This is a genomic window from Ruminococcus sp. (genome assembly GCF_019417665.1).
GTDB lineage: Bacteria > Bacillota > Clostridia > Oscillospirales > Ruminococcaceae > Ruminococcus_C.
This window is the reverse complement of the sequence record NZ_DXUU01000003.1, coordinates 13738-36769: the sequence shown is the minus strand read 5'-3', so window position 1 is coordinate 36769 and position 23032 is coordinate 13738. Positions and strand designations below refer to the sequence as shown.

Annotated in this window: 24 protein-coding genes; 23 read left to right on the top strand and 1 reads right to left on the bottom strand. The window is 50.5% G+C overall.

Going from position 1 to position 23032, the window contains the following annotated elements; all coding sequences use genetic code 11:
• Nucleotides 1-27: 27 nt before the first annotated feature.
• Nucleotides 28-1065 carry a hypothetical protein gene (locus QZ375_RS01455; protein ID WP_295214198.1) on the bottom strand — a complete coding sequence of 346 codons (1038 nt, stop codon included), beginning with the start codon at nucleotides 1063-1065 and terminating at the stop codon, nucleotides 28-30.
• Nucleotides 1066-1309: 244 nt separating this feature from the next.
• Between QZ375_RS01455 and hydE the strand changes: the two genes are divergently transcribed.
• The 23 genes from hydE to QZ375_RS01340 all read left to right on the top strand — a co-directional run bounded on the left by hydE (nucleotide 1310) and on the right by QZ375_RS01340 (nucleotide 22969).
• Nucleotides 1310-2347, top strand: a complete 1038-nt coding sequence (gene hydE, locus QZ375_RS01450) for a [FeFe] hydrogenase H-cluster radical SAM maturase HydE (protein ID WP_295214197.1) — start codon at nucleotides 1310-1312, stop codon at nucleotides 2345-2347.
• 282 nt (nucleotides 2348-2629) lie between these two features.
• A complete protein-coding gene (gene infC, locus QZ375_RS01445; protein ID WP_295214343.1) occupies nucleotides 2630-3148 on the top strand; it encodes a translation initiation factor IF-3 in 519 nt (172 codons plus the stop codon).
• A 15-nt stretch (nucleotides 3149-3163) separates the two neighbouring features.
• Nucleotides 3164-3367 (top strand): 50S ribosomal protein L35, encoded by a 204-nt coding sequence (rpmI, locus tag QZ375_RS01440; RefSeq protein ID WP_022410771.1) that lies wholly within the window; start codon nucleotides 3164-3166, stop codon nucleotides 3365-3367.
• 54 nt (nucleotides 3368-3421) lie between these two features.
• Nucleotides 3422-3775: a 50S ribosomal protein L20 gene (gene rplT / locus QZ375_RS01435; protein ID WP_295214196.1), complete on the top strand. Its 354-nt coding sequence runs from the start codon at nucleotides 3422-3424 to the stop codon at nucleotides 3773-3775.
• A 94-nt stretch (nucleotides 3776-3869) separates the two neighbouring features.
• Nucleotides 3870-4694, top strand: coding sequence for an RNA methyltransferase (locus QZ375_RS01430; RefSeq protein ID WP_295214195.1), 825 nt, complete (start codon nucleotides 3870-3872; stop codon nucleotides 4692-4694).
• 1 nt (nucleotide 4695) lies between these two features.
• A complete protein-coding gene (gene dprA / locus QZ375_RS01425) occupies nucleotides 4696-5928 on the top strand; it encodes a DNA-processing protein DprA (RefSeq protein ID WP_295214194.1) in 1233 nt (410 codons plus the stop codon).
• Nucleotides 5929-6001: 73 nt separating this feature from the next.
• Nucleotides 6002-8098 carry a type I DNA topoisomerase gene (gene topA, locus QZ375_RS01420; protein ID WP_295214193.1) on the top strand — a complete coding sequence of 699 codons (2097 nt, stop codon included), beginning with the start codon at nucleotides 6002-6004 and terminating at the stop codon, nucleotides 8096-8098.
• Complete coding sequence (trmFO, locus tag QZ375_RS01415) at nucleotides 8095-9399, top strand: methylenetetrahydrofolate--tRNA-(uracil(54)-C(5))-methyltransferase (FADH(2)-oxidizing) TrmFO (protein WP_295214192.1); 1305 nt, start codon at nucleotides 8095-8097, stop codon at nucleotides 9397-9399. The genes topA and trmFO overlap by 4 nt, the downstream gene beginning before the upstream one ends.
• A gap of 21 nt (nucleotides 9400-9420) precedes the next feature.
• The gene (locus QZ375_RS01410; RefSeq protein WP_295214191.1) at nucleotides 9421-9651 is read left to right on the top strand and encodes a hypothetical protein; all 231 of its coding nucleotides are present in this window, start codon (nucleotides 9421-9423) and stop codon (nucleotides 9649-9651) included.
• Nucleotides 9652-9759: 108 nt separating this feature from the next.
• The gene (gene plsX, locus QZ375_RS01405) at nucleotides 9760-10773 is read left to right on the top strand and encodes a phosphate acyltransferase PlsX (RefSeq protein ID WP_295214190.1); all 1014 of its coding nucleotides are present in this window, start codon (nucleotides 9760-9762) and stop codon (nucleotides 10771-10773) included.
• A 3-nt stretch (nucleotides 10774-10776) separates the two neighbouring features.
• Complete coding sequence (rnc, locus tag QZ375_RS01400; RefSeq protein ID WP_295214189.1) at nucleotides 10777-11484, top strand: ribonuclease III; 708 nt, start codon at nucleotides 10777-10779, stop codon at nucleotides 11482-11484.
• A complete protein-coding gene (locus QZ375_RS01395; RefSeq protein ID WP_295214188.1) occupies nucleotides 11471-12487 on the top strand; it encodes a radical SAM protein in 1017 nt (338 codons plus the stop codon). The genes rnc and QZ375_RS01395 overlap by 14 nt, the downstream gene beginning before the upstream one ends.
• 54 nt (nucleotides 12488-12541) lie before the next feature.
• Nucleotides 12542-12682, top strand: coding sequence for a hypothetical protein (locus QZ375_RS01390; RefSeq protein ID WP_295214187.1), 141 nt, complete (start codon nucleotides 12542-12544; stop codon nucleotides 12680-12682).
• A gap of 140 nt (nucleotides 12683-12822) precedes the next feature.
• Nucleotides 12823-13485 carry a hypothetical protein gene (locus tag QZ375_RS01385; RefSeq protein WP_295214186.1) on the top strand — a complete coding sequence of 221 codons (663 nt, stop codon included), beginning with the start codon at nucleotides 12823-12825 and terminating at the stop codon, nucleotides 13483-13485.
• Between the two features lie 287 nt (nucleotides 13486-13772).
• Nucleotides 13773-17330, top strand: coding sequence for a chromosome segregation protein SMC (smc, locus tag QZ375_RS01380; protein ID WP_295214185.1), 3558 nt, complete (start codon nucleotides 13773-13775; stop codon nucleotides 17328-17330).
• A 646-nt stretch (nucleotides 17331-17976) separates the two neighbouring features.
• A complete protein-coding gene (gene ftsY / locus QZ375_RS01375) occupies nucleotides 17977-18846 on the top strand; it encodes a signal recognition particle-docking protein FtsY (RefSeq protein WP_295214341.1) in 870 nt (289 codons plus the stop codon).
• A 2-nt stretch (nucleotides 18847-18848) separates the two neighbouring features.
• Complete coding sequence (locus QZ375_RS01370) at nucleotides 18849-19451, top strand: XTP/dITP diphosphatase (protein ID WP_295214184.1); 603 nt, start codon at nucleotides 18849-18851, stop codon at nucleotides 19449-19451.
• Nucleotides 19438-19725, top strand: coding sequence for a YhbY family RNA-binding protein (locus tag QZ375_RS01365; RefSeq protein WP_295214183.1), 288 nt, complete (start codon nucleotides 19438-19440; stop codon nucleotides 19723-19725). Before QZ375_RS01370 ends, QZ375_RS01365 begins: the two co-directional genes overlap by 14 nt.
• A complete protein-coding gene (gene nadD / locus QZ375_RS01360; protein ID WP_295214182.1) occupies nucleotides 19725-20330 on the top strand; it encodes a nicotinate (nicotinamide) nucleotide adenylyltransferase in 606 nt (201 codons plus the stop codon). Before QZ375_RS01365 ends, nadD begins: the two co-directional genes overlap by 1 nt.
• 18 nt (nucleotides 20331-20348) lie before the next feature.
• Entirely contained in the window at nucleotides 20349-20933 is a 585-nt protein-coding gene (yqeK, locus tag QZ375_RS01355; RefSeq protein ID WP_295214181.1) for a bis(5'-nucleosyl)-tetraphosphatase (symmetrical) YqeK, read from the top strand.
• A gap of 10 nt (nucleotides 20934-20943) precedes the next feature.
• Nucleotides 20944-22185 (top strand): LCP family protein, encoded by a 1242-nt coding sequence (locus tag QZ375_RS01350; protein WP_295214180.1) that lies wholly within the window; start codon nucleotides 20944-20946, stop codon nucleotides 22183-22185.
• A 50-nt stretch (nucleotides 22186-22235) separates the two neighbouring features.
• Complete coding sequence (gene rsfS, locus QZ375_RS01345; RefSeq protein WP_295214179.1) at nucleotides 22236-22604, top strand: ribosome silencing factor; 369 nt, start codon at nucleotides 22236-22238, stop codon at nucleotides 22602-22604.
• Nucleotides 22605-22642: 38 nt separating this feature from the next.
• On the top strand, nucleotides 22643-22969 hold the full coding sequence (locus QZ375_RS01340; RefSeq protein ID WP_295214178.1) for a hypothetical protein: 327 nt from the start codon (nucleotides 22643-22645) through the stop codon (nucleotides 22967-22969).
• Nucleotides 22970-23032: the final 63 nt, after the last annotated feature.

The following is a 23032-nucleotide window of genomic DNA, read 5'->3' as shown; positions in this document are numbered from 1 at the left end:
CCCGTCTATTCTAATATATTGCTGTTTTTATGCTTGTTTTCCGCTGCGTTCCTTTGCCAGCAGGTCATAACGATCCATCATTTCTTTGATCTCAGGATCGTTTGTCAGACCGTACTGCATGTGCAAATAGAACCGGATCGCCGGGAGATCCTTATTCTCCACAGCTTCCTTGGCAAGTGCGGTGATAACGCCTACCACATCCTGATTAGCACCGGGCTTCATGCCATAGTGTTCAAATGCCGCATTGACCTCTTCACGTGTGGGCGGAACGATCTTCTTCTGGGTAATGGTGTGGATATGGTGCAGTTCTGCCGCAACAAAGGGGTGATCTGCATAGATCAGGCTCTCATAGTAGAAGCAAACAGCCCGGTCGTAATCCTTCACTTCCACGCAGTAGAAGCCCAAATTGCAGTAGCACCGGGAGATCTGTACCGGTGTGACAGCGACTTCCAGCGTCTCCTTGATGACAGAGAGCAGCTGATCCGGGTCGTGCATGGCTTTGTAGCACTCTGCCAGTTCGAAATATGCGTCCGTATTCATAGGATTATAGCGGATGGCATCGTTGATAACACGTGCTGCTTCTTCCGGACGTTTTAACTCCAGGAGATTGTAGCCGTGGAGCAGCACCATCTGAGACAGGTCGAATACTGGTCGTACTAGTTTTTTGGACGGGCGATAGAAATAGAGATAGAGCTGGTGCTCCAGCGTATTGCGCATGCTCAGATAGACTTCGCTTTCTGTTTCGCGATAATTCATACGGATCTTGGTATAGAGTGCTTCGGTCAGGCGGAAGGATTCTTCGATTTTCTTTTCCTGAATCAGTTTTTGTGCTTCGGCAAAGACAACATCCAGGCGCTTGCCGTCGATGTACATCATTTTGTTGAGAATGGCACGTTTATCTTCGGGCATAATTTCATATGCCAGATCAGCGATGGCGCTTTCGATTTCCTTTCCGTTTTTTGTCGGGCGGTACTTGTCCGCCTGGGATTCCAGGTAGACAATATCCACGCTGTATTCTCCGGTCAGTCCGTCCCGGATCTTTTCGATGATTTCATTTGTGGTCATAGTTTAACTCCTTTGTTTTCATACGGCAGCTGCCGCAAATGTTCTTGTTTTTATTATACAAGATTTCTGAGAAAAAAGCAACCCTAATTTGTCCGGGTTTACGAAAATGATTTCAGGAGCAGGATGGATAAGAATAGTGCGTTAACAAAAAATCTAATTTGAAAAATTGCTGGATCAAAAAACTTCACTGCCGCCTGCAATGATTTTTTCTTTTATTTTTATCTCTTTGGAAAGGGGAATGATTATGCAGTGTCTTATTTCGCAGCTTGTGACAACTGGTGATCTCCCGGACGAATCTCTCCGGGAATTGCTGGAATCTGACGCATATGATACGGAACTATTCCGCCAAGCAGACCGGGTGCGAAGAGGATATTACGGCACAGATGTCTATATTCGTGGGTTGATCGAATTCACCAATTACTGCAAAAATAACTGCTACTACTGCGGCATACGCCGGGGCAACACCAAGGCAGTGCGCTATCGTCTCACCAAAGAAGAGATCTTGTCCTGCTGTACAGAAGGCTATGGTCTGGGATTCCGTACCTTTGTGCTTCAGGGCGGTGAAGATCCGTATTTCACGGATCGGATTATTTGTGAGATTGTCTCTGCCATTCGGGAACGCTTTCCGGATTGTGCCATTACCCTGTCTATGGGGGAACGTTCCCGTGAAAGTTATCTTGCCTGTTATCACGCCGGCGCAAACCGTTATTTGCTTCGCCATGAGACGGCAGATGCGGCGCATTACGGGCGGCTGCATCCGGAGAGCATGTCCTTGAAAAATCGGAAACGCTGCTTGTTTGATTTAAAAGAGATCGGGTATCAGATCGGCTCCGGCTTTATGGTAGGGTCACCTTTTCAGACTACGTCGCATCTGTTGGCGGATCTGCGTTTTTTACAGGAATTGCAGCCGGATATGATCGGCATCGGTCCGTATCTTACCCATAAGGATACGCCTTTTGCGGACAAACCCAACGGCAGTCTGCCACTGACTTTGCGGCTGATCGCTGTGCTGCGGCTGATGTTTCCCTATGCGCTGATCCCGGCAACTACTGCCCTGGGGACGATCCATTCTCAGGGCAGGGAACTGGGGCTGAAATCCGGTGCAAATGTGGTTATGCCAAATCTCTCGCCAGTCCGGGTGCGGCAGTTGTATTCTCTCTATGATGACAAGATCTGTACCGGAGAGGAATCCGCCCAGTGCCGTCATTGTCTGGAACAGCGTGTGGCATCTGCCGGGTATGAGATCGTGACGGCAGTGGGTGATGTGAAACGGGTGCTGTAGCGGGGAATAGGAATCTTTTTGGCTTCATTCATATATGTGTATAAATTGTAAAACTTGAAAGGAACTCTTGACAAACGCATGAAACCGTGGTACAATACGTAAAGTAAACAAAGAAGAGCATTCCAGTTCTCACCGTTTGGCCTGTTGTCGAAACGGTCAATAATTCGTTTTCGCTTTCCTGATATTGTGGGAAGAGTGTGGTTTGACGAACGGAGAAGGAGTGTTCACAAAGGTGGACGCTTTTTTTTGTTTTTGAATTAACATGTTTGGAGGTGCTGGCTTATCAGCAAGCAGGAGCTGCAGATCAATGAGGAAATCCGGGACAAGGAAATTCTGGTCATCGACCAGAACGGCGAAAAGCTCGGAACAATGTCTGCAAGAGATGCGCAGAAGATCGCCTACGAAAAAGATTTGGATCTGGTGAAGATCGCACCGATGGCAAAGCCTCCGGTGTGCCGGATCATGGATTATGGCAAGTACTGTTTTGAACAGCAGAAACGGGAAAAAGAGGCACGGAAAAACCAGAAGGTTGTTTCCATCAAGGAAATTCGGATGTTTTCTGCTATCGACACCCACGACTTTGAGACCAAGATCAATCAGGCGAAAAAGTTTTTACAAGGCGGCGACAAGTTGAAGGTTTCGGTTCGTTTTCGTAAGCGTGCAATTGCCCATCCGCAGATCGGCGAAGAACTTCTGAAGCGTTTCAAAGAGGCGTGTGCAGAGGTTGGCGTTGTTGAAAAGCCGGCAAAAATGGAAGGCCGCAGTATGGTCATGTTCATTTCACCGAAGGCATCGAAGTAAACAGGAGGAATCACCATGGCAAAGATCAAGACTAAGACACATTCCGGTGCGAAAAAGCGTTTTAAGATGACTGCTTCCGGAAAAGTGAAGTATCAGAAGACCAATAAGAGACACAGACTGACTCAGAAGGATACCAAGCGGAAGAGAATCGCTCGTACGGTTGGCATCGCAGACAGCACAAACGCACCGGCACTGAAAAAGCTGATGCCGTATCTGTAAACTGCACAGTCGGTCAATTTGGTTGGAATCAGAGAAAAACGGAGGTAAAGAATTATGGCACGTGTGAAGGGTGCAATGATGACTCGCAAGAGAAGAAATAAAACGCTGAAGCTGGCAAAGGGCTACTGGGGCAGCAAGAGCAAGCACTTCAAGATGGCAAAACAGGCCGTTATGAAGTCCGGCAACTATGCGTACATCGGCAGAAAGCAGAAGAAGAGAGAGTTCAGACAGCTGTGGATCACTCGTATTTCTGCTGCATGCAAAATGAACGGAATCAACTATTCTCAGTTCATGAACGGCTGCAAGAAGGCTGGTATCACACTGAACCGCAAGATGCTTTCTGAAATTGCTATTCATGATGCAGCTGGTTTTACTGCAATCGTAGAACAGGCAAAGGCTGCTCTGTAAGATCGAATGCGAAACACGCTCTGGAACGATACGGGGCGTGTTTTGTTGTATGTTGTGATATTTCAAATTAGATCAGATAAACGGGGTTGATTTTGTGGAAGCACTGCTGAAAATATCAGCACATGACAATGGAGCGGTGAAGCTGTATCGGAAGCTGGCACGCTCCAAAAAAGACCGGACACGGGAAGGACTGTTTGTCTTGGAAGGACTGCGGTTGGTGTCGGATGCGGTGCAGAATGGAGCTGTTCTGACCCATCTTTTCTGGACGGAAGAGGGCTATGTCCGTTGGAACGAAGAATCCATTCGGGCGGATCTGGGGAAAATACGCTGTGCACTCCTCTCTGATGCCCTCGGGACGGCGCTGTCTCAGACGGAACATTCCCAGGGTGTGTATGCGATTTGCCGGATGCCGGAACAGCCGGCGCTTTCCGATCTCATTCGACCCGGCGGCAATTATGCTGTTCTGCACCAGCTGCAGGACCCCGGCAATGCTGGTATGATCCTGCGGACAGCTGATGCTATGGGATTAGATGGCGTCATCTACAGTGCAAGCTGCGATATTTTCAGCCCCAAGGTCGTGCGTGCAACGATGGGGTCTTTGTTCCGGGTACCTATCTGCTGTACGGCGGACATTGCTCCTGTGTTAGAAGCGTGCCAAGCTGCTAGCGTGGAAACCTGTGCGGCAGTGGTCGGCGGTGCAGCAGAATTGGTGGGACAGTGCACTTTTCAGAAGGGTACGGCTGTGGTTATTGGCAACGAAGGAAACGGTCTGCCGGAATCGGTTTCAGCAGCATGTGACCGGAGGGTAACCATTCCCATGCACGGGACGATCGAGTCCCTGAATGCCGCAATGGCTGCCGGAATCATCTTGTGGGAAGTGCAGAAAGCCAAGACAGATATGGAGAAAGAGGTGCGCTGATATGGAGGAAATTCGTTGCCTGCTGTGGCTTGTCATGGTATTCGGTGCAGGAAATCCCCGGATCTGGACGGCGCTCCATCGCTATGAAACACCTCAGCGCACTTGTGAAGTGCTTCGTTCCGGCTCTGACCCAGAGCTGCATTTGCCGGAGCATACCCAGCGCAGGATGCGCCAGATCGGAAAGGCACAGATTGATGAGATGCTGGCACGATGCGAAAAGCTGGACTTGTCCATTCTCTGGTATGGAGATGATCTATATCCAGAGCAGCTGTTTTCCATTGTAAATCCTCCGGTGCTGCTGTTTTATCAGGGTGATCCGGCGCTGCTTCAGCATCATCTGCTGTTGACAATTGTGGGGACACGCAACCCTTCGGAGTATAGTCTGCGTGTGGAAAAGGCTATTTGCCATGATCTGGTACAGCTGGGATTTGTTCCGGTGACGGGCTATGCAGTGGGAATCGATATTACGGCAAATTTGTGTGCGCTGGAGGAAAACAAACCCAGTATTGCACTCATGGGCTGCGGTCTGGATATTGCGTATCCCCAGCCTCATGCCAATCTGAAATACCAGATCGCTCAAAATGGTCTGATCCTGTCGGAGTTTTTGCCGGGAACGACCCCGGCACCGGCAAATTTCCCTTTGCGAAACCGGGTGCTCTCCGGTTTGAGTATGGGTACATTTGTGGTACAGGCACCAGCAAGAAGCGGTGCGCTCATTACCGCAGAGAATGCCATGGAACAGGGAAGAGATGTTTTTTGTGTGCCGCCGGCGGACATATTTGACAAACGGTATATGGGTGTGATAAAATATCTTCGGGACGGTGCGATTCCGGTATTTGACAGCCGGGATATTGTCTATGAGTATTATACCAATCATGCGCACATGATAGCGGCATCGGCACTCTATGATGAGAACCGGGAGAAATCCGAGAGTCTGGTCATGACATTGGGCGAAAAGACGGAAAAGCAGAAATCGTCTGCGCCAAAGGCAAAGCCACAAGAATCCCATCCGACAGAGCCAGATTCCGTGACAGATCTGATGCCGGAAGAGGAGACTCTGGAGGGACTGCCGGGACAGGTCATGGATTTGCTTCGATCACAGGCGGTTATGCATGTGGATCAGATTGCAGCGGAACTGGATGCGCCTATGGATGTATTGATGACAACGTTGACAGAACTGGAATTGTATGGAAAGATCGAACGACTGCCGGGAAAGCAGTTCCGAGTGATGTAGGCATCGTCATATTGTAGAAATAAACGAAAATCAAGCGAAAATGTAACAAGAGAAGAGAGTATAGAGAGTAACTATGTCGAATTTAGTCATTGTTGAGTCGCCGGCAAAGGCGAAAACCATTCAAAAATATTTGGGCAAGGATTATGATGTCATTGCCTCTATGGGTCATGTTCGTGATCTGCCAAAGTCCAAAATGGGCGTGGATGTGGAGCATGGATTCCAGCCTCAGTATACGGATATGAAGGGCAAAGAGGATGTGATCAAAAAGCTCAAGGAACACGCCAAAAAGTGTAACCGTGTGTATCTGGCAACTGACCCGGACCGGGAAGGAGAAGCCATATCCTGGCATATCGCGCAAATGCTGAACCTGGACATGAATGCGGACAATCGCGTGGAATTCAACGAGATCACACGAAGCGGTATTCAGGCAGGTATGAGTCATCCCCATAAAATTGACCTGGATCTGGTGAATGCCCAGCAGGCACGCCGGATCCTGGATCGTCTGGTGGGCTATAAGCTCAGCCCATTCCTATGGAAAAAGGTGCGCCGTGGTCTGTCGGCTGGTCGTGTGCAGTCTGTGGCAGTGCGTCTGGTGGTAGATCGGGAAAACGAGATCCGTGCCTTTGTGCCCCAGGAATACTGGTCTATTGATGCGAAGTTCACTGCACCGCCGTCCCGGAAAGTGTTTGGGGCAAAGCTGGTGAAAGTGGATGGTGTACGTGTGGATAAGACAGAGATCCCCACGAAAGAAGATGCAGATGCGCTGTTGGCACGGCTTCAGAATGCTGCGTATTCTGTGCAGAACGTGAAAAAGCGTGTCACAAAGAGACATCCGGCACCGCCGTTCATCACGTCAACACTCCAGCAGGATGCATCTTATCGTTTGGGATTTCAGTCCAAGCGCACCATGAAAGTTGCGCAGGAACTGTATGAAGGTGTGGATATTGAGGGACTGGGTGCAGTCGGTCTGATCACCTACATGCGTACCGATAGTTTGCGTATATCCGAAGAGGCGCAGAAAGCCGCATCGGATTATGTCACTGCACAGTATGGCGCAGATTATCTGCCGCCGGAACCCCGTGTGTACAAATCTAAGAAAAACGCTCAGGATGCTCATGAAGCCATTCGTCCGTCTATGCCGGATCTGACACCGGATCGGGTAAAGTCCAGCCTGACTGTGGATCAGTTTAAGCTGTATAAGCTCATCTGGGAACGGTTTATTGCCAGTCAGATGGCAGATGCACTCATGGATACGGTTTCCGTGGATATTGAAGCGGATCACTGCATCTTCAAGGCAACTGGTTCTACCGTGAAATTTGAGGGCTTTACGGTGCTGTATGATGATGCAAAAAGTGAAAAGGGCGAAAACAAGAATCTGCCGGAGCTGGAAAACGGCATGGCGATCAGGGTAAAATCTCTGGAGGGTAACCAGCATTTTACTCAGGCACCCCCTCGTTATACCGAGGCAACGCTCATCAAGGCTCTGGAAGAAAACGGCATAGGTCGTCCGAGCACTTATGCACCTACGATTACTACCATTACATCTCACCTCTATGTGGAGCGTGAGGGAAAACAGCTGAAGCCTACAGTTCTGGGCGAAGTGACCACAGAGCTGATGAAGGAGCATTTCCAGAATATTCTGGATGTAAAATTCACTGCGGAAATGGAGAATAACCTGGACGAAGTAGAACAGGGCAAAAAAAGCTGGGTGGCAACGCTGGAGGATTTCTACGGCGACTTCTCCAAAACCTTGGAAACTGCCGAGGAAAAAATGGAAGGCAAACGTGTCAAAGTGCCGGACGAAGAAACGGATATTGTCTGCGATCAGTGCGGCAGAAATATGGTCATCAAGATCGGAAAATACGGTCGGTTTCTGGCATGTCCGGGATTTCCGGAGTGTAAGAATACCAAGAAGATCGTTCAGGAAACTGCCGGCAGCTGTCCTCTCTGCGGCGGCAAGATCATTCTGAAAAAATCCAAGCGTGGACGCAGCTTTTATGGATGCAATGCCTATCCGGACTGTAATTTCATGACCTGGAATGTTCCCACAGAGGAAAAATGTCCGGAGTGCGGCTCGACTCTGTTCCAGAAAGGCGGAAAGTCGGGTACGCTTGTCTGTGAAAAGCCGAACTGCGGTTACTCCCGTCCTGTGGGCGGAGGTGCATCATGAGTCAGGTAACGGTCATTGGTGGCGGTCTTGCCGGATGCGAAGCGGCGTGGCAGTTGGCGGAGGCAGGTTTTTCTGTTCGTCTGCTGGAAATGAAGCCGGTACAATATACCCCAGCGCATCACTATGAAGGACTGGCAGAATTGGTCTGTTCCAATTCCCTGAAAGCAGACCGTATCAATTCTGCGGCAGGTCTGCTCAAGGCAGAAATGACCCGGCTGGGATCGCTGCTGATGCAATGCGCCCGAAAGTCTGCCGTTGCTGCCGGCGGTGCGCTGGCAGTTGATCGGAAACAATTCTCTGATCTGGCAACGGAGGCAATTCGGAATCATTCGAATATCACGCTGGAAACGGCTGTTGTGGAAAAAATTCCTGACACGCCTACAATTGTTGCCACAGGGCCGCTGACGGCTGGAAAACTGGCAGAGGATATCGAAAAGCGCTGCGGTACAAGACTGAGCTTTTTTGATGCGGCGGCGCCTATTGTCAGCTTTGAGAGTCTGGACAAGGAAAAGGTATTTTTTGCTGCACGCTACGGCAGGGGCGATGCGGATTATATCAATTGTCCCATGAATAAAGAAGAATACGAGAATTTCTACCATGCATTGGTGACTGCGGAGCGTGCGTCTCTGCACGACTGCGACAAGGATGCTTTCCGGGTGTACGAGGGTTGTATGCCCATTGAGGTGTTGGCATCCCGAGGGATGGATACCATGCGGTTCGGACCGCTGAAGCCCGTGGGGCTGACAGATCCCCGGACGGGACATCGTCCTTGGGCAGTGGTACAGCTGCGCCGGGAAAATCGAGAGGGCACGATGTATAATCTGGTGGGATTTCAGACGAATCTGCGCTTTCCGGAACAGCGCCGGGTGTTCTCTATGATTCCGGGATTGGAGCATGCGGAGTTTCATCGGTATGGTGTCATGCACCGGAATTCCTTTCTGGACAGTCCACGGCTGCTGAATGCGGATTATGCGTTCCGTGGGGCAGAGAATCTCTATTTTGCAGGACAGATGACCGGCGTAGAGGGCTACATGGAATCTGCGGCGAGCGGTATTCTTGCCGGGAAAAATCTGGCACGGAAATTACAGGGCAAGCCACCGCTTATTCTCCCCAGAGAGACTATGATGGGTGCACTTGCCGCATATATCAGCAGCGCACCTACAGAGAATTTCCAGCCCATGGGGGCAAATATGGGCATCCTGCCGGATCTGTCGGAGCGTATCCGTGGGAAGCAGGAGAAATATCAGGCATACGCAGACCGGGCAATGGCAGCGCTGGAAACTTATCTGGCGCAGATCTGAGGCAGAAAGGAACAAGTAAAAATGGGGCTTGTTTTGGGACTGGGACTGATCATTTTTCTGATATTTGCAGTGCCGGCAGTGATGCTGTTGATCGGAAGCATTCTGTTTTTTTGTTTTTGGCATAAAAATCGGAAAACCGTATTGTTGGTTCTGGGAATCGTGAGTCTGGTGCTCATGGTGATCTGCATGGTTTTGGCGGGGATAGGCTTGCTATTGATGTATGGACCATTGAGCTATGGCGGAATGATTTAAGTGAACAAAGAATCAGGCGTTAGAATTGAGGAATGACGGAAAAATGAGCGTCATTCTTCACTCCTAATTCCTTATTCTGTAGAAAACGAAATGGGGGAACTCAAAAACGTGAACATTTTAATAGACGCATTCGGCGGTGACAACGCACCGCTGGAGGTCATCCGGGGCAGCGCTCAGGCTGTGAAAGAATTGGGCGTGGCTATGACTCTGGTGGGTGACTCGGACAAGATCAGAGATTGCGCTGCAAAAAATAATATTTCTCTGGATGGCATGGAATTGCTTCATGCTTCGGCGGTGTTTGATATCCACGAAGAACCGACTACACTGCTGAAGCAACACGCTGATAGTTCCATGGCTGTGGGTATGCAGGCACTCCATGACGGTAAAGGGGATGCCTTTGTCTGTGCTGGAAGTACCGGGGCACTGCTTGTGGGGGCAACATTTCTTGTAAAGCGTATTCCCGGCATCAAACGTGCTGCAGCTGCACCGGTATTGCCTACGGAAAAGACGCCTTTTATTCTCATTGACGGTGGTGCAAATAACGACTGCCGTCCGGAAATGCTGGTGCAGTTTGCCATTATGGGCAGTGCCTATATGCAGAATGTCATGGGCGTGGAAAATCCTCGGGTGGCACTTCTGAACGTAGGTGCAGAGGAAACAAAAGGCAGAGAACTGGAACTGGAATCCTATGTCCAGTTGGCACAGGCACCGGTCAATTTTATTGGGAATATCGAAGCCCGGGAACTGCCGGCAGGTGCGGCGGATGTGGTTGTTACAGACGGCTTCACAGGTAATGTGACACTGAAGCTGTATGAGGGCATGGGCAAATTTATGGCGCACCAGATGAAGGGCAACCTCTTTGCCGGTTTTACCGGCAAGCTGGCGGCACTGCTCATTCTGCCGAAGATCAAGGCGCTGACGAAAAAAATGGACTATAAGGCAGTGGGCGGCGCAGTCATGCTGGGCGTCCAGAAGCCGGTCATCAAGGCTCATGGCAGTTCAGATGCCGTGGCATTTTTCAACGCCATCCGGCAGGCACGGGATTGTGTTGCCGGAAATGTAGTACAGTCTATAACAGAGACCGTTTCTGCTATGCGGTCGGAAAAAATCGGAGGAAAGTAAGCAATGGAACATACCGAATATGTGGATCTGGGACGGTTTGAAACCTACATCCATTATCATTTTCATGACAAACACTTGTTGCTGGAGGCACTCTCTCATTCCTCCTATGCAAATGAAAAGCGCAAGACACGCAATAGCAATGAACGGCTGGAATTTCTGGGTGATAGCGTACTGTCTATTGTGGTGTCTGAGTTTCTGTTTCATAAATATCCCAATATGCCTGAGGGCGAGTTAACAAAGCTTCGTGCCTCTATGGTTTGCGAAAAGGCACTCCATGTTTTTGCACAGGAGATCCATCTGGGCGAATTCCTGTTACTGGGAAAGGGCGAGGAGCACACCGGCGGAAGAGAACGTTCCTCCATTTTGGCGGATGCCTTTGAAGCAGTCATTGCAGCAATTTTCCTGGACGGCGGCATGGGTGCGGCAAAACGTCATATTCTGCGGTTTATTCCCGATGATCCTGAGGAAAAGGAACCCATCGGATTCCAGGATTATAAGACCCAGCTTCAGGAAGTTGTCCAGAAGAATCCGGAAGAAAAGGTGGAATATGTACTGGTCAGCGAATCTGGTCCCGACCATGACAAGGCGTTCAAGGTGGAGGTCTGTCTGAATTCCAATGTGATCGGCATGGGGGTCGGTCATAGTAAAAAGGCAGCAGAACAGTTGGCGGCAAAGGAAGCCTTGTCGCTCATGGGCTATGGCAAAGCATAAGACACTTGCCTTTTTCATTCCCCATCGTGGATGTCCTCACCAGTGCAGCTTCTGCGATCAGCGCACTATCAGCGGCACCCAGGATGCCCCAGAATCGAATGAGATCGCACAGACCTGCCGGGAAATGCTGGAACGATCAGCACCGTTGGAATCAGCAGAGATCGCCTTTTTCGGCGGCAGTTTTACGGCGGTGGAGAAGGGATATCAGGTCGCACTGCTGGAGGCCGCACAGCCTTTTCTGGGGGTGGGAAAATTCCAGGGTATCCGTATTTCCACACGTCCGGATGCCATTGATGGGGAGGTTCTGAAACGGCTGAAACAATATCATGTGACAGCGATTGAACTGGGTGCACAGAGTATGTCAGACACTGTTCTCACGGCAAATGCACGTGGGCATACGGCACAGGCTGTCCGGGATGCAAGTGCAGCGATCCGCAGTGCCGGGTTTTCATTGGGATTACAGCAGATGGTTGGGTTGTATGGCAGTACACTGGCGGACGAATATGACACGCTGGAACAGCTGCTTCGGTGCAGACCGGAAACTATGCGGATCTACCCCACAGTGGTGCTGGAGGGAACAAAGCTGGCGGAATGCTGTCAGGCTGGTGTCTATCCGGCATTGTCTCAGGAGGAGGTACTGGAGTTCTGTGCAGACGCGCTTTGCCGTTGTGCTCAGGAAGATGTGCGTGTCATTCGGCTGGGACTTCATGATACGCCGTCCATTCGGGAACGGATGGTTGCCGGGTATTATCATCCGGCGTACCGGGAACTGGTGGAATCCAGACTGTACCGCCGTGTGTTGGAACAGGCGGCGGAGGATCGTGGAAAATCAGAATTGTTTGTGGAAACTGCACCGGGAACCATGAGTAAGTTGCTGGGACAGCACGGGTGTAACCGGAAGTGGCTGGCGGAGCGTGGAGTGATGCTGAAAGCTGTGGAAACAATGGGAGTGCAGCAAGGCAGAATTCGTGTCGGTGAAAAGACATATGACCTGTTTTTTTAGTGAAAAGTAATATAAGAGCATGTTTGCTGCCAATTTTCAGAAAGGGAGCCCATCATGCTGGTCCAGCTGAGTACAGCTGGCGCAGATCCAGGGTTGCGGAAGCCCTGGCAGAGTCCAGGGACAGCGTCCCTGGTCGCCGTCCGCAGACGGCGAAACACCCTGCGCCGTACTTTCGGCGCACGGAGAGGGTGGTGAGAAAAAGCGATAGCTTTTTCGAGGAGGGGCGAACAAGATCGCCCCTCCTTGTGAAACCATACAAGTAAAGGAAAGCCTTGCAAACGTTCCGGTGGAACGTTTGCAAAAGAACAATTTCTTATTCAACAGGAGGAAATGCTATGCAGAAAAAACGCCGTAAGATCTGGATCCTGATTGTTATCATTGCGGTTCTGCTCGCCGGACTCGGCACAGGCTATGTCCTGTATCGCCGACAGAGTGCGGAGCCGGTTTCTGTGGAGACAACGCTGGAATATGCTCCGGAAAACGTGGTTTTCTTTTATCAAAAAGACGATGCATGGAAATCGGACAAGCTGGGAGATTCCAAGTATACCATGAATGATTCCGGCTGTCTGACATGCTGCATGGCGGCAGTGCTGCAAATGCAGGGCTTTTCTGTGGATGGTTTATCTGCTGATGCCGATGCTGGAGAAGTGAACCGATTTTTTTCGGAGCATGGTGTCTATGACAGCGAGGGCAACCTGCAATGGGATGTGCTGGAGCAGGTGACGGGGGTATCTGTAACGAAAAAAGACGCATCGGAACTGGCAGACGGAGAACTGGATGAATATCTGGAGGATGGGTGCTATCCTATTGTCCGGGTGCGTGTGGGCGGAACCGGCAGCTATCACTACGTGCTCATCGTCAGCAGTACGGACGGAGAATACTGGTGTATGGATCCGCTGGAGGAAGAGGAGACACTGGTGCCGCTGTCGGACTTTGGCGGGAAAATTTATGCCGTGCGGTTTTTGCAGTGGGAAAGTCGTGTTCTGAATGAGACTTGACGAAAGTGGGGCGGCGAAATTCGCTCGCTTTGCTCGCTGTTCGCCTTGGTTCGCACAAACGCTGTTTGGGGTTTTACTGTATGGTTTACTTTGGAATCCTGAATTTACACTGCTTGTATGGGGAAGTTATTTTAGTAGCGTTTGTGCTTTGTATGCTATGCGTTAACTTGATAGAGAGGGTGTTTCTTCCTTTTTCTTTTTGCTGAAAAAAGAAAAAGGAAGCGAAAAAGAAAAAAGACGGCTCGCTTCGCTCGGATGCGAATTTAACAACGAAAGGAGATGTGTGTATGTATTTACAGTCGCTGGAACTACAGGGTTTTAAGTCCTTTCCTGACAAGATCAAACTGACCTTTGACAAGGGCTTGACTGCCGTTGTCGGCCCTAACGGCAGCGGCAAAAGCAACATCGGCGATGCCGTGCGCTGGGTGCTGGGAGAACAGTCCACCAAGACCCTCCGTGGCAACAAAATGGAGGATGTCATTTTCTCCGGCACAAAAACCCGGAAACCTATGGGCTTTGCCGCAGTCACTCTGGAGATCAACAACGAGACCGGCGAACTGGGCGATACTTATGGTGAGGTAGTCAGTGTTACCCGAAAGCTGTACCGCAGCGGTGATAGTGAGTACCGCATCAATGGCAAAAATGTCCGTTTGAAAGATGTGACTGAGCTGTTCATGGATACCGGCATGGGCAGGGACGGCTATGCCATTATCGGACAAGGGCGTATTGCAGAGATCGTCAGCGCCAAGAGTACTGACCGCCGGGATATTTTTGAAGAGGCTGCCGGGATTTCTAAGTTTCGCTATAAAAAGCAGGAGGCACAGCGTAAACTGGATGCCGCCCAGGATAATCTGGTGCGTCTCCAGGATATCGTGGCGGAATTGGAATCCCGTGTAGAACCTCTGCGCCAGCAGGCGGAAAAAGCGAAACAATATGTGGAGCTTGCCGGACAGCAAAAGCAGTTGGAGATCTCTCTGTGGGTGCGCAGACTTTCGGCACTGCGGGAAAAGTTGACGGCACTTTCTGACGGCTTTTTGCAGGCACAGGCGGAATATCAGAACGCTGAACTGGAGATCCAGCGTGCAGATGAACAGGTGCAGGAGGGCTATCGCCGGATGCAGGAGAGTACGCTCCAGATCGAAGCTATCCGGCAGAAGATCCAGCAGGCAGAGGAAGAAGCTGCACAGCTCCGTGCGGCAGTTGCCGTGTGCGAAAATGAGATCACCCATGGAAAACAGACCCTGGAAAGCCTGGAACGGCAGATGCAGGAGACTCAGTCGCAGTCTGAGGGTATGAAAAACCGTATGTCCTCTCTGACGGAACAGACAGTACAGCTGCGGCAGAAACGGGAGGCGCTGTCTCTGGAGACAGAACAGGTTCAGCAGCAGTGGAATGAACTGGAAGAGCATGCCGCAAAGCGGGGACAGGAGTATGAACAGGCCAATGCCCGGTTACAACAGCTTTATGTTCAGCAGAGCGAACTCCGTGTGATGCAGCAGACCACAGCCGGGCAGCAGGAGGAACTCCGTGCCCAGCTGGCGGAGCACATCATGCGGCAGAATGCCCTGAAACAGGCGTGCGAAGCACAGACAGGGACATACCAGACGGCAAAGTCCCAGGCGGAGCAGGCAGAGACAGAATTGCAGCGTGTGCAGAATCAGCGCAGTGGCTTTCAAAAACGTTATGCCAATGCAGTACATGCATTGGAAGAGGGACGGAAGCGCCGGGAACAGGCGACCTTTGCACTCCGGGAAAAACGCCAGCGGCAAAAGCTGTTACAGGATATGGAACGAAACATGGAGGGGTTTGCCGGCAGTGTCAAGGCAGTGCTCCGTGCAGACGGCGGCAAGCCTCACGGCGTGTTCGGTACAGTGGCACAGCTGATCACCACCGACCAGAAATACGGCGTGGCAATTGAGACTGCACTGGGCGGTGCAATGCAGAATCTCATTGTAGCCGATGAAAGTGCTGCAAAGCAGTGGATCCGCTATCTGGCACAAAATCGTGCCGGACGTGCCACATTCCTGCCCTTGACTTCAGTTCGTGGGAAACAATTGACAGAGACCGGTCTGGAACGTCACGAGGGGTTCGTGAATTTGGCCTGCAATCTGGTGCGCTATGATCCGAAATATGCGGATATTGTCCGATTCCTGTTGGGGCGTATCGCTGTGGCAGAGGATCTAGATGCGGCAACGGAAATTGCCAAAACGCATCAGTACCGGTTCCGCATTGTGACATTAGACGGTCAGGTGATCAATGCCGGCGGTTCCTTTACTGGTGGTTCGGCGCAACGTTCTGGGGGAATGCTTACACGGCGTGCGGAGCTGACAGCATTGTCTGCGGAGGTACAGACTCTGGAACAGCAGGAACAAGAAGCGGCAGATGCTTTTCAGAAAGCGCAGGCGCAGTCGGTGCAGTTACAACAGCAGATGGAAGCACTCCAGGCAGAATGCCGTAAGGCAGAGTCGGAGAGCCTGACGGCAAATACGCAGCTGGAAAAATACAGCTATATGCAGCAGCAAGCAACGGAACGGCTTGCTGAGGCGCAGGCACAGCAGATATCCCTGCAAAGCCGTCTGGATGAAGCTGTGGAAAAACACACTGCTGCAAAAGCCCAGGCAGCGCAGACAGAACAAGACATTGTTCAGGCGCAGGCGGCATTGGAACAGGAGACAGACAAACGCAGTGTCTTGCAGGAACAGCAGGAAAAGCTTGCAGATCGGCGTGCTCAGTTGAAGATCGGCAGGATGGAACTGGAAAAGGACATGGAGACCCTGTCCCGGGAAATGCAGCAACAAAGCGAGCAGCAGCAGTCCATGGTGCAGCGGCTGGAAGAGATCCGGTCGGATATGGAAGTCCAGCGACAGCTGATCTCTCAGAAACAGGAAGAGATCACCCAGGGCAATGCGAAAATCGAACAGATGAAAAACGACCGTACCGACAGCCAGGCACAGATACAGCATTGGCAGCAAGTGCATGATGCGCAGGATCAGCAGATCCGGCAGATCCAGAACGGTCTGCGGGAAACCAATGCCACACGGGAGAAATATTCCGGAGAAATGAGCCGTCTGGAAGAACGGAAACTGTCTGTACATGGCGACTATGACGGTGTTATCCGGCAGCTGTTCGAACAGTATGAATTGTCCCTTTCCGAAGCACAGGCATTAGCGCAGCCGTTGGAAGATTTGCAGACAGCACAGCGAGAGCTACAAAGCTTGAAGAGCAGGATTCGTGCACTGGGAACAGTCAATGTTGCGGCAATTGCGGAATATGATGAAGTATCTCAGCGATACAAATTTCTGTCGGCACAGATGAAGGACGCACAGACTGCCAAGGAGGAACTGGAAGATCTGATTGCATCTCTGACAGAGGAAATGCAGCGGATCTTTTCGGAGAGTTTTACCCTGATCAACCAGAATTTCCAGGAGATCTTTCGGGATTTGTTTGGCGGCGGCGAAGCACGGCTGGAACTGACAGATCCTGAAAATGTGCTGGAGTCAGGTATTGAGATTAAGGTGGCGCCGCCAGGAAAGGTCATCAAGAATCTGATCTCTTTGTCCGGCGGAGAACAGTCTTTTGTGGCGATCGCCATTTATTTTGCCATTCTGCGGCTGCGCCCGTCGCCGTTCTGTATTCTTGATGAGATTGATGCGGCATTGGACGAGGGCAATGTGCGGCGGTATGCTCAGTATCTGCAAAACTTTACGGATACCACTCAGTTTATTCTGGTGACCCACCGCCGGAGTGCCATGGAAGAGGCAAATGTGCTCTATGGCGTCACTATGCAGGAGGATGGTATTTCCCGTTTGCTGCGGATGGAGCAGGAAGAATTTGCGTTGAATTGAATGTATAATTCATAATGCGAAATGAAATGTATTTGGGTAAAGTAATCTGAAAAAGGACAGGTGTATTATGGGCTTATTTGGAAAGAAAAACAAAGAGAAAAACGTACCGTTCTGGAAACGCAATAAGGAAAAGCCGACAGAGGAGCCACTGGTACAGCCGGATCCTACGCAGCGGGATGAGGCAGAGGAAATTGCAGCTGCGGCACTGGAAGCACTTGCAGCCCAGGAACAGGACGAAGTGGAAAAGGTGCGTCAGGTTGCGGAAGAAGTTGTTCAGGCGTCTGAGCAGCGAAAAGAAGCAATTGCATTGGCACGCCAGGCAGCGCTGGAGGCTGCCGGAATTTTGACAAAGGAAGAAGGTGGTCATGTACCGGAGTCCGATATGTCGGAGGAAACAGCAGAGGAAACGCCGGAAGAAACAGAAACAGTTCCCGAAGTATCAGAAGCAGAATCGAAGGAAACAGAAGTACCGGAGGTCACAGAAGAACCTGCGGCTGAACCAGAGGAAGAGACAGCGGCTGAAGAAATATCCGAAGAAACACCGGAAGAGCCGGAGGAGATTCCGGAGACGGCGATACCGGAGCAATCAGAGAAAAAGGGTCTCTTTGCAAAGATTCGGGATGGTCTGCGCAAGACAAAGGATGCCATGATGTCCCGGATGCAGCAGGTGCTGGGGAACTTCACAAAAATCGACGACGACCTGTTTGACGAACTGGAAGAGACCATGATCATGAGCGATCTGGGACCGGAAACCTCTGTGCAGATCTGCGACACGCTGCGCCAGCGTGTCAAGGAACGAGGCGTTACAGATCCTCAGGAGATCATGGGTATGATCCAGGAGATCATTACTGAAATGCTGGGTGAGGATCAGGCACTGGAATATCCCACAAAGCCCACTATCGTCATGGTCATCGGCGTCAACGGCGCAGGCAAGACCACTACCATCGGCAAGCTGTGTCATCAGCTGAAATCCGAGGGCAAAAAGGTTATTGTTGCTGCGGCCGATACGTTCCGTGCGGCGGCGATTGATCAGCTGGAGGTCTGGACACAGCGTGCCGGCGTAGATATTGTCAAACATGCTGAAGGCTCTGACCCGGCATCGGTGGTATATGATGCTATTGATGCGGCAAAGGCACGGGACTGCGATGTGCTTATCTGTGATACTGCCGGCCGTCTGCATAACAAGAAAAACCTCATGCAGGAGTTGGCAAAGATCAATCGTATCATTGAGACCAGGGCTGAGGGCTGCCATCGGGAGATTTTGCTGGTACTGGATGCCACCACGGGACAGAATGCGGTCAATCAGGCACGGCTGTTCCAAGAGGTTGCCGATATTACAGGCATTGTTTTGACAAAATTGGACGGTACTGCAAAGGGCGGTATTATCGTTTCCATTCGCAACGAACTGGGCATTCCGGTGAAGCTTGTGGGCGTTGGCGAAAAAATTGACGACCTCCAACCGTTCCGTGGTGCAGATTTCGTACAGGCACTTTTTGAACCTACAGAGGAGGCGTAAGGATGCAGAAAATTGTCATTGCTTCAAACAATGCCGGAAAACTTCGGGAGATCCGTGCCATTCTGGCACCCTTTGGGTTGGAGGTAATTTCTCAGAAAGAAGCCGGATTTCATGCCGAAGTAGAGGAAACAGGTACGACATTTCAGGAAAATGCAGCACTGAAGGCACATGCTGTTTATGAAGCTCTGCATTGCCCCGTGATCGCCGATGACAGCGGTCTTATGGTAGATGCGCTGGACGGTGCGCCGGGTGTGTATTCCCATCGCTTTGCCGGGGAAAATGCTACAGATGTCCAGCGGTATGAAAAGCTGCTGGAATTATTGGAAAATAAACCCTTGGAACAGCGGACGGCACGGTTTGTATGCGTGCTGTGCTATGTGGACGGGGATGGAAAGGAACAGTTCTTCACAGGTATCTGCGAGGGATATATCGGGACGGAGCCTCTGGGGGAAAACGGTTTCGGCTATGACCCGATATTCTGCTGTGGTGAAAAGACTATGGCGCAGATGACAGATGCAGAAAAGAATCAGATCAGTCATCGGGGCAATGCGCTGAAAGAGCTGAAACAATATTTTGAAAGTGAGAGTAGATATGCTAACAAGTAAACAGCGTGCGGCACTGCGTGGTATTGCCAGCACATATGAGACGATTTTTCAGGTGGGAAAAGGCGGTATCAGCGATACACTGGTACAGCAGGTAAAAGATGCACTTCATAAGCGTGAGTTGATCAAGCTGCACGTGCTGGACAATTGTCCTCTGGATGCCCGGGAAGCGGCCGATGAACTGGCGGAGAAAACAGAATCTGATGTGGTACAGGTCATCGGAAATCGGTTCGTGCTGTTCAAGCGCAATCCCAAAGAACCGGTCGTGAAATTCTGATGCACCGGATCGGGATCTTCGGCGGCAGTTTCAATCCCATCCACAATGGACATCTGCACTTGATCCGGACGGCAAAGGAATGTCTGGGGCTGGATCAGGTGATTCTGGTGCCGGCACGGGTGTCGCCTTTTAAACAGCATCATACAGAAATGGCATCGGCGGCAGACCGTCTCGCCATGTGCCGGCTGGCGGCAGAAACTGTGCCCGGCTGTACTGTGGACAGCTGCGAACTGGAACGGGAGGGTGTGAGTTATACTGTGGATACAGTGCGGTATTTCCGGCAGCAGTATCCGGATGCGGAACTGGTACTCCTGGTGGGCAGTGATATGTTCCTGTCTTTTTGCCGTTGGTATCGGTGGCAGGAAATTTTACAGTATGCTGGGCTGGGGGTGGTCTCTCGTGAGGCTGATGACAGAGACGCACTGGAGGCGCAGCAGCAATTTTTATTGCAATATGGCAAAATTTTTTTGTGCAGTGCGGATGTATACACCATATCTTCTACAAAAATTCGGGAAAATTACAAAAATCAAACAGATTATTCTTGCTATTTGCCGGAAAAAGTAGTACAATATATAATATCTCATGAGCTGTATCAACAGGAGTAGAAGGGAGACTGCGTTCGCATGGAAAATATCGAGGAATATCGGCAGTATCTGAAGCAGCATCTTTCACCGAAACGCTTTGCACATTCGGTCAATGTCTCTGCGGCAAGTGCAGCGCTGGCAGAACGCTTTGGGGGTGTAGATCCTGAAAAGGCACGCTTTGCAGGGTTGATTCACGATATCTGCAAGGAAGAACCCCGGGATGTACAGTATACCCTGATGATGCGCTCGTCGTTGGATGTGTGTGAAGAGGAACGCAAGGCGTTTAAGGTGTGGCACGGCATCGCCGGGGCAGAAATGCTTCGGGATACTTTCGGCGTGACAGATCCGGATATTCTCTATGCGGTGCGGTATCATACCATTGGGAGAGCCGGTATGTCGGTTCTGGAACAAATCGTCTATCTGGCGGATATGATCTCGGAGGAACGGGATTATTCCGACGTGGATGTGATGCGACAGAAAACCAGGGAAAGCCTTGCAAAGGGAATGTGCTATGGGCTAGAGATCTCTTTGCAGAAGCTGCTCCGGCGAGAGGCGCTGATTCCCCATCACACTGTGGAAGCGTATAATGAATATGTCACAAAGCTCCAGCAGCAGGAAGGATGAATTTACCAGTATGAGAAAGCAGAAACGATCCCAAAATGAATATGGATATTATACACCGAAACAGAAGAAAAACAGTGTGCGGGATATTGTGGTCATTGTTGCCAGTATTGCGGTCAGTATTGTACTGATTCTGTTGATGGTATGCAATGTGCCTATCATCAACTACGAAAAAGTTGAGGGTAATACCGTTACGACCCAGCAGGTTTCTATTGTGAAATACTGGAAACTATGGCAGCCCCTGGTGGAACGTGAGGGTACGCTTTCCAAGGTGGATTCAGCAGATGCATCTGCACTGAATCTCAAAAGTGATCTGGATTCGGATATGAATGATGGACTGGATCTGGAGCAGACGATCGAGGGTCAGTATACCATTCTTTTCCTGGGAATGGATGAAAGCGGCGAGCTTTCTGATGTCAACTGGATCTTCCAGTTCGATTTGATCGCTGGGACGATGAATATCCTACAGGTGCCCCGGGATTCTTATATGCCGGATTATGCGTCCTACTCTACTGGAAAATTTAACAGCATTTATCATAGCGGTCAGGAGACAGGTGTAACGCCGATTCAGCGTGTGGTCAATGCCATTGAAGAGAATTTCTGTATCTACGTAGATTGTTATGTCAAGCTAAACTGCAATGATATTGCCAATATTGTAGATTCCATCGGCGGGATTCCCATTACATTGCCGGAGGAGATCATCTATGAAGCAGATAAAGTGCTTCCGGCAGGAGAACAGGTGTTGGATGGTCAGCAGTCTGAGTGGTTTGTTCGGTTCCGTCATGGATATACCGAAGGGGATATCGGTCGTGTGAAAGCACAGCGCATCTTCTTGGCGGCAGCTATGGAGAAGATGCTGAATATGAGCCAGACAGAACTGATGAGTGCTATGCAGAAGATCTATAAAAATCAGTGGATCGCAACGGATCTGTCTCTGGAGCAGATCAGTATGGTGGCGGATTTTGCTTCCACACGGCTGACCATGGATTCTGTCAATGTCTTTATGGTACCTGGTGAGGGCTCTACCTATTATCCGGGAGATGGGAGCAGCCAGTCAGTTTATTCCATCCACAAGTCTGCTACCATTGATCTTCTGAACGGCTATTTTCGACCGTATCAGAATGAGATCTACCCGGAGGAGAGCACCATTGTGGAGCTTGTTCCCGAAGGGGAGTATCTGGCGACTACCTATGATGACACGCAGGAGAATTTGTCAAAGATCCATGAGGGTGATACAGAGGATGGCGCGCAGTAAATCAATTGATTTCATTTTAAGGTGATCTTCAATATAGAAAGGAAGTTATTATGACGCAGCAGGAAATGTTAGAAACCATTGTCAAAGCATTGGACAGTAAGCGTGCAGAGGATATCAAGGTGCTCCGTGTCAATGATCTGACCATTCTTGGCGATTATTTTATCATTGCCAATGGTACCAGCACGACCCATACCCGGACGCTGGCGGACGAAGTGGAATATCAGCTTTCTCAAAAGGGAAAGGAACCGACACACCGGGAGGGACGTGGAAACGGCTCTAACTGGGTGGTGTTGGATTATTCTGATATCATCGTGCATATTTTTTATAAAGAGACCCGCAATTTCTACCAGTTGGAGCGTCTCTGGGCAGACGGCGAGCCGGTGGATATTTCGGCGTGGACAAAGCAGGAGGGCTGCTGAGCGCAGCTCTGTCTCTTTTTTGAGAAAGGATGAGAACTATGGCAGAAACCGGGAAGAAATGGGTCTTTGGGATCGGTTTGTATCTGATCGTGAAATCGGTACTGAACCTGCTTCTGGGATTCAGTGCGTCAAACCTGATCATGCTGATCGTGTCTGTTGTGGCATTGGTGCTGATGCTGAGCCGTGTGCCGTATATCAACTATATTGTGGCGGTGTTCCTGACGATCATGTTTTTGATGCATGTGGGAAACAATATCAGCAATTTCGGCAGCCAGTGGCTGTATCTGCTGGAAGGTCTGCTGGATGTAGGCGCTGCGGCTGTACTGGTGTTTGAGAAGAATGTGAAGGCTTACTTTGGAAAGTAACAGAAAAAATAGAAATTTCAAAAGAAACGCCTGTATTATATTTGGATGCATACTGGGGATTGC

Coding starts and splice junctions, on each gene's coding strand:
- QZ375_RS01455 (WP_295214198.1), bottom strand. CDS start 1,065: ATGACCACAAATGAAATCATCGAAAAGATCCGGGACGGACTGACCGGA.
- hydE (WP_295214197.1), top strand. CDS start 1,310: ATGCAGTGTCTTATTTCGCAGCTTGTGACAACTGGTGATCTCCCGGAC.
- rpmI (WP_022410771.1), top strand. CDS start 3,164: ATGGCAAAGATCAAGACTAAGACACATTCCGGTGCGAAAAAGCGTTTT.
- rplT (WP_295214196.1), top strand. CDS start 3,422: ATGGCACGTGTGAAGGGTGCAATGATGACTCGCAAGAGAAGAAATAAA.
- dprA (WP_295214194.1), top strand. CDS start 4,696: ATGGAGGAAATTCGTTGCCTGCTGTGGCTTGTCATGGTATTCGGTGCA.
- topA (WP_295214193.1), top strand. CDS start 6,002: ATGTCGAATTTAGTCATTGTTGAGTCGCCGGCAAAGGCGAAAACCATT.
- trmFO (WP_295214192.1), top strand. CDS start 8,095: ATGAGTCAGGTAACGGTCATTGGTGGCGGTCTTGCCGGATGCGAAGCG.
- QZ375_RS01410 (WP_295214191.1), top strand. CDS start 9,421: ATGGGGCTTGTTTTGGGACTGGGACTGATCATTTTTCTGATATTTGCA.
- rnc (WP_295214189.1), top strand. CDS start 10,777: ATGGAACATACCGAATATGTGGATCTGGGACGGTTTGAAACCTACATC.
- QZ375_RS01395 (WP_295214188.1), top strand. CDS start 11,471: ATGGCAAAGCATAAGACACTTGCCTTTTTCATTCCCCATCGTGGATGT.
- QZ375_RS01390 (WP_295214187.1), top strand. CDS start 12,542: ATGCTGGTCCAGCTGAGTACAGCTGGCGCAGATCCAGGGTTGCGGAAG.
- QZ375_RS01385 (WP_295214186.1), top strand. CDS start 12,823: ATGCAGAAAAAACGCCGTAAGATCTGGATCCTGATTGTTATCATTGCG.
- smc (WP_295214185.1), top strand. CDS start 13,773: ATGTATTTACAGTCGCTGGAACTACAGGGTTTTAAGTCCTTTCCTGAC.
- ftsY (WP_295214341.1), top strand. CDS start 17,977: ATGATGTCCCGGATGCAGCAGGTGCTGGGGAACTTCACAAAAATCGAC.
- QZ375_RS01370 (WP_295214184.1), top strand. CDS start 18,849: ATGCAGAAAATTGTCATTGCTTCAAACAATGCCGGAAAACTTCGGGAG.
- QZ375_RS01365 (WP_295214183.1), top strand. CDS start 19,438: ATGCTAACAAGTAAACAGCGTGCGGCACTGCGTGGTATTGCCAGCACA.
- nadD (WP_295214182.1), top strand. CDS start 19,725: ATGCACCGGATCGGGATCTTCGGCGGCAGTTTCAATCCCATCCACAAT.
- yqeK (WP_295214181.1), top strand. CDS start 20,349: ATGGAAAATATCGAGGAATATCGGCAGTATCTGAAGCAGCATCTTTCA.
- QZ375_RS01350 (WP_295214180.1), top strand. CDS start 20,944: ATGAGAAAGCAGAAACGATCCCAAAATGAATATGGATATTATACACCG.
- rsfS (WP_295214179.1), top strand. CDS start 22,236: ATGACGCAGCAGGAAATGTTAGAAACCATTGTCAAAGCATTGGACAGT.
- QZ375_RS01340 (WP_295214178.1), top strand. CDS start 22,643: ATGGCAGAAACCGGGAAGAAATGGGTCTTTGGGATCGGTTTGTATCTG.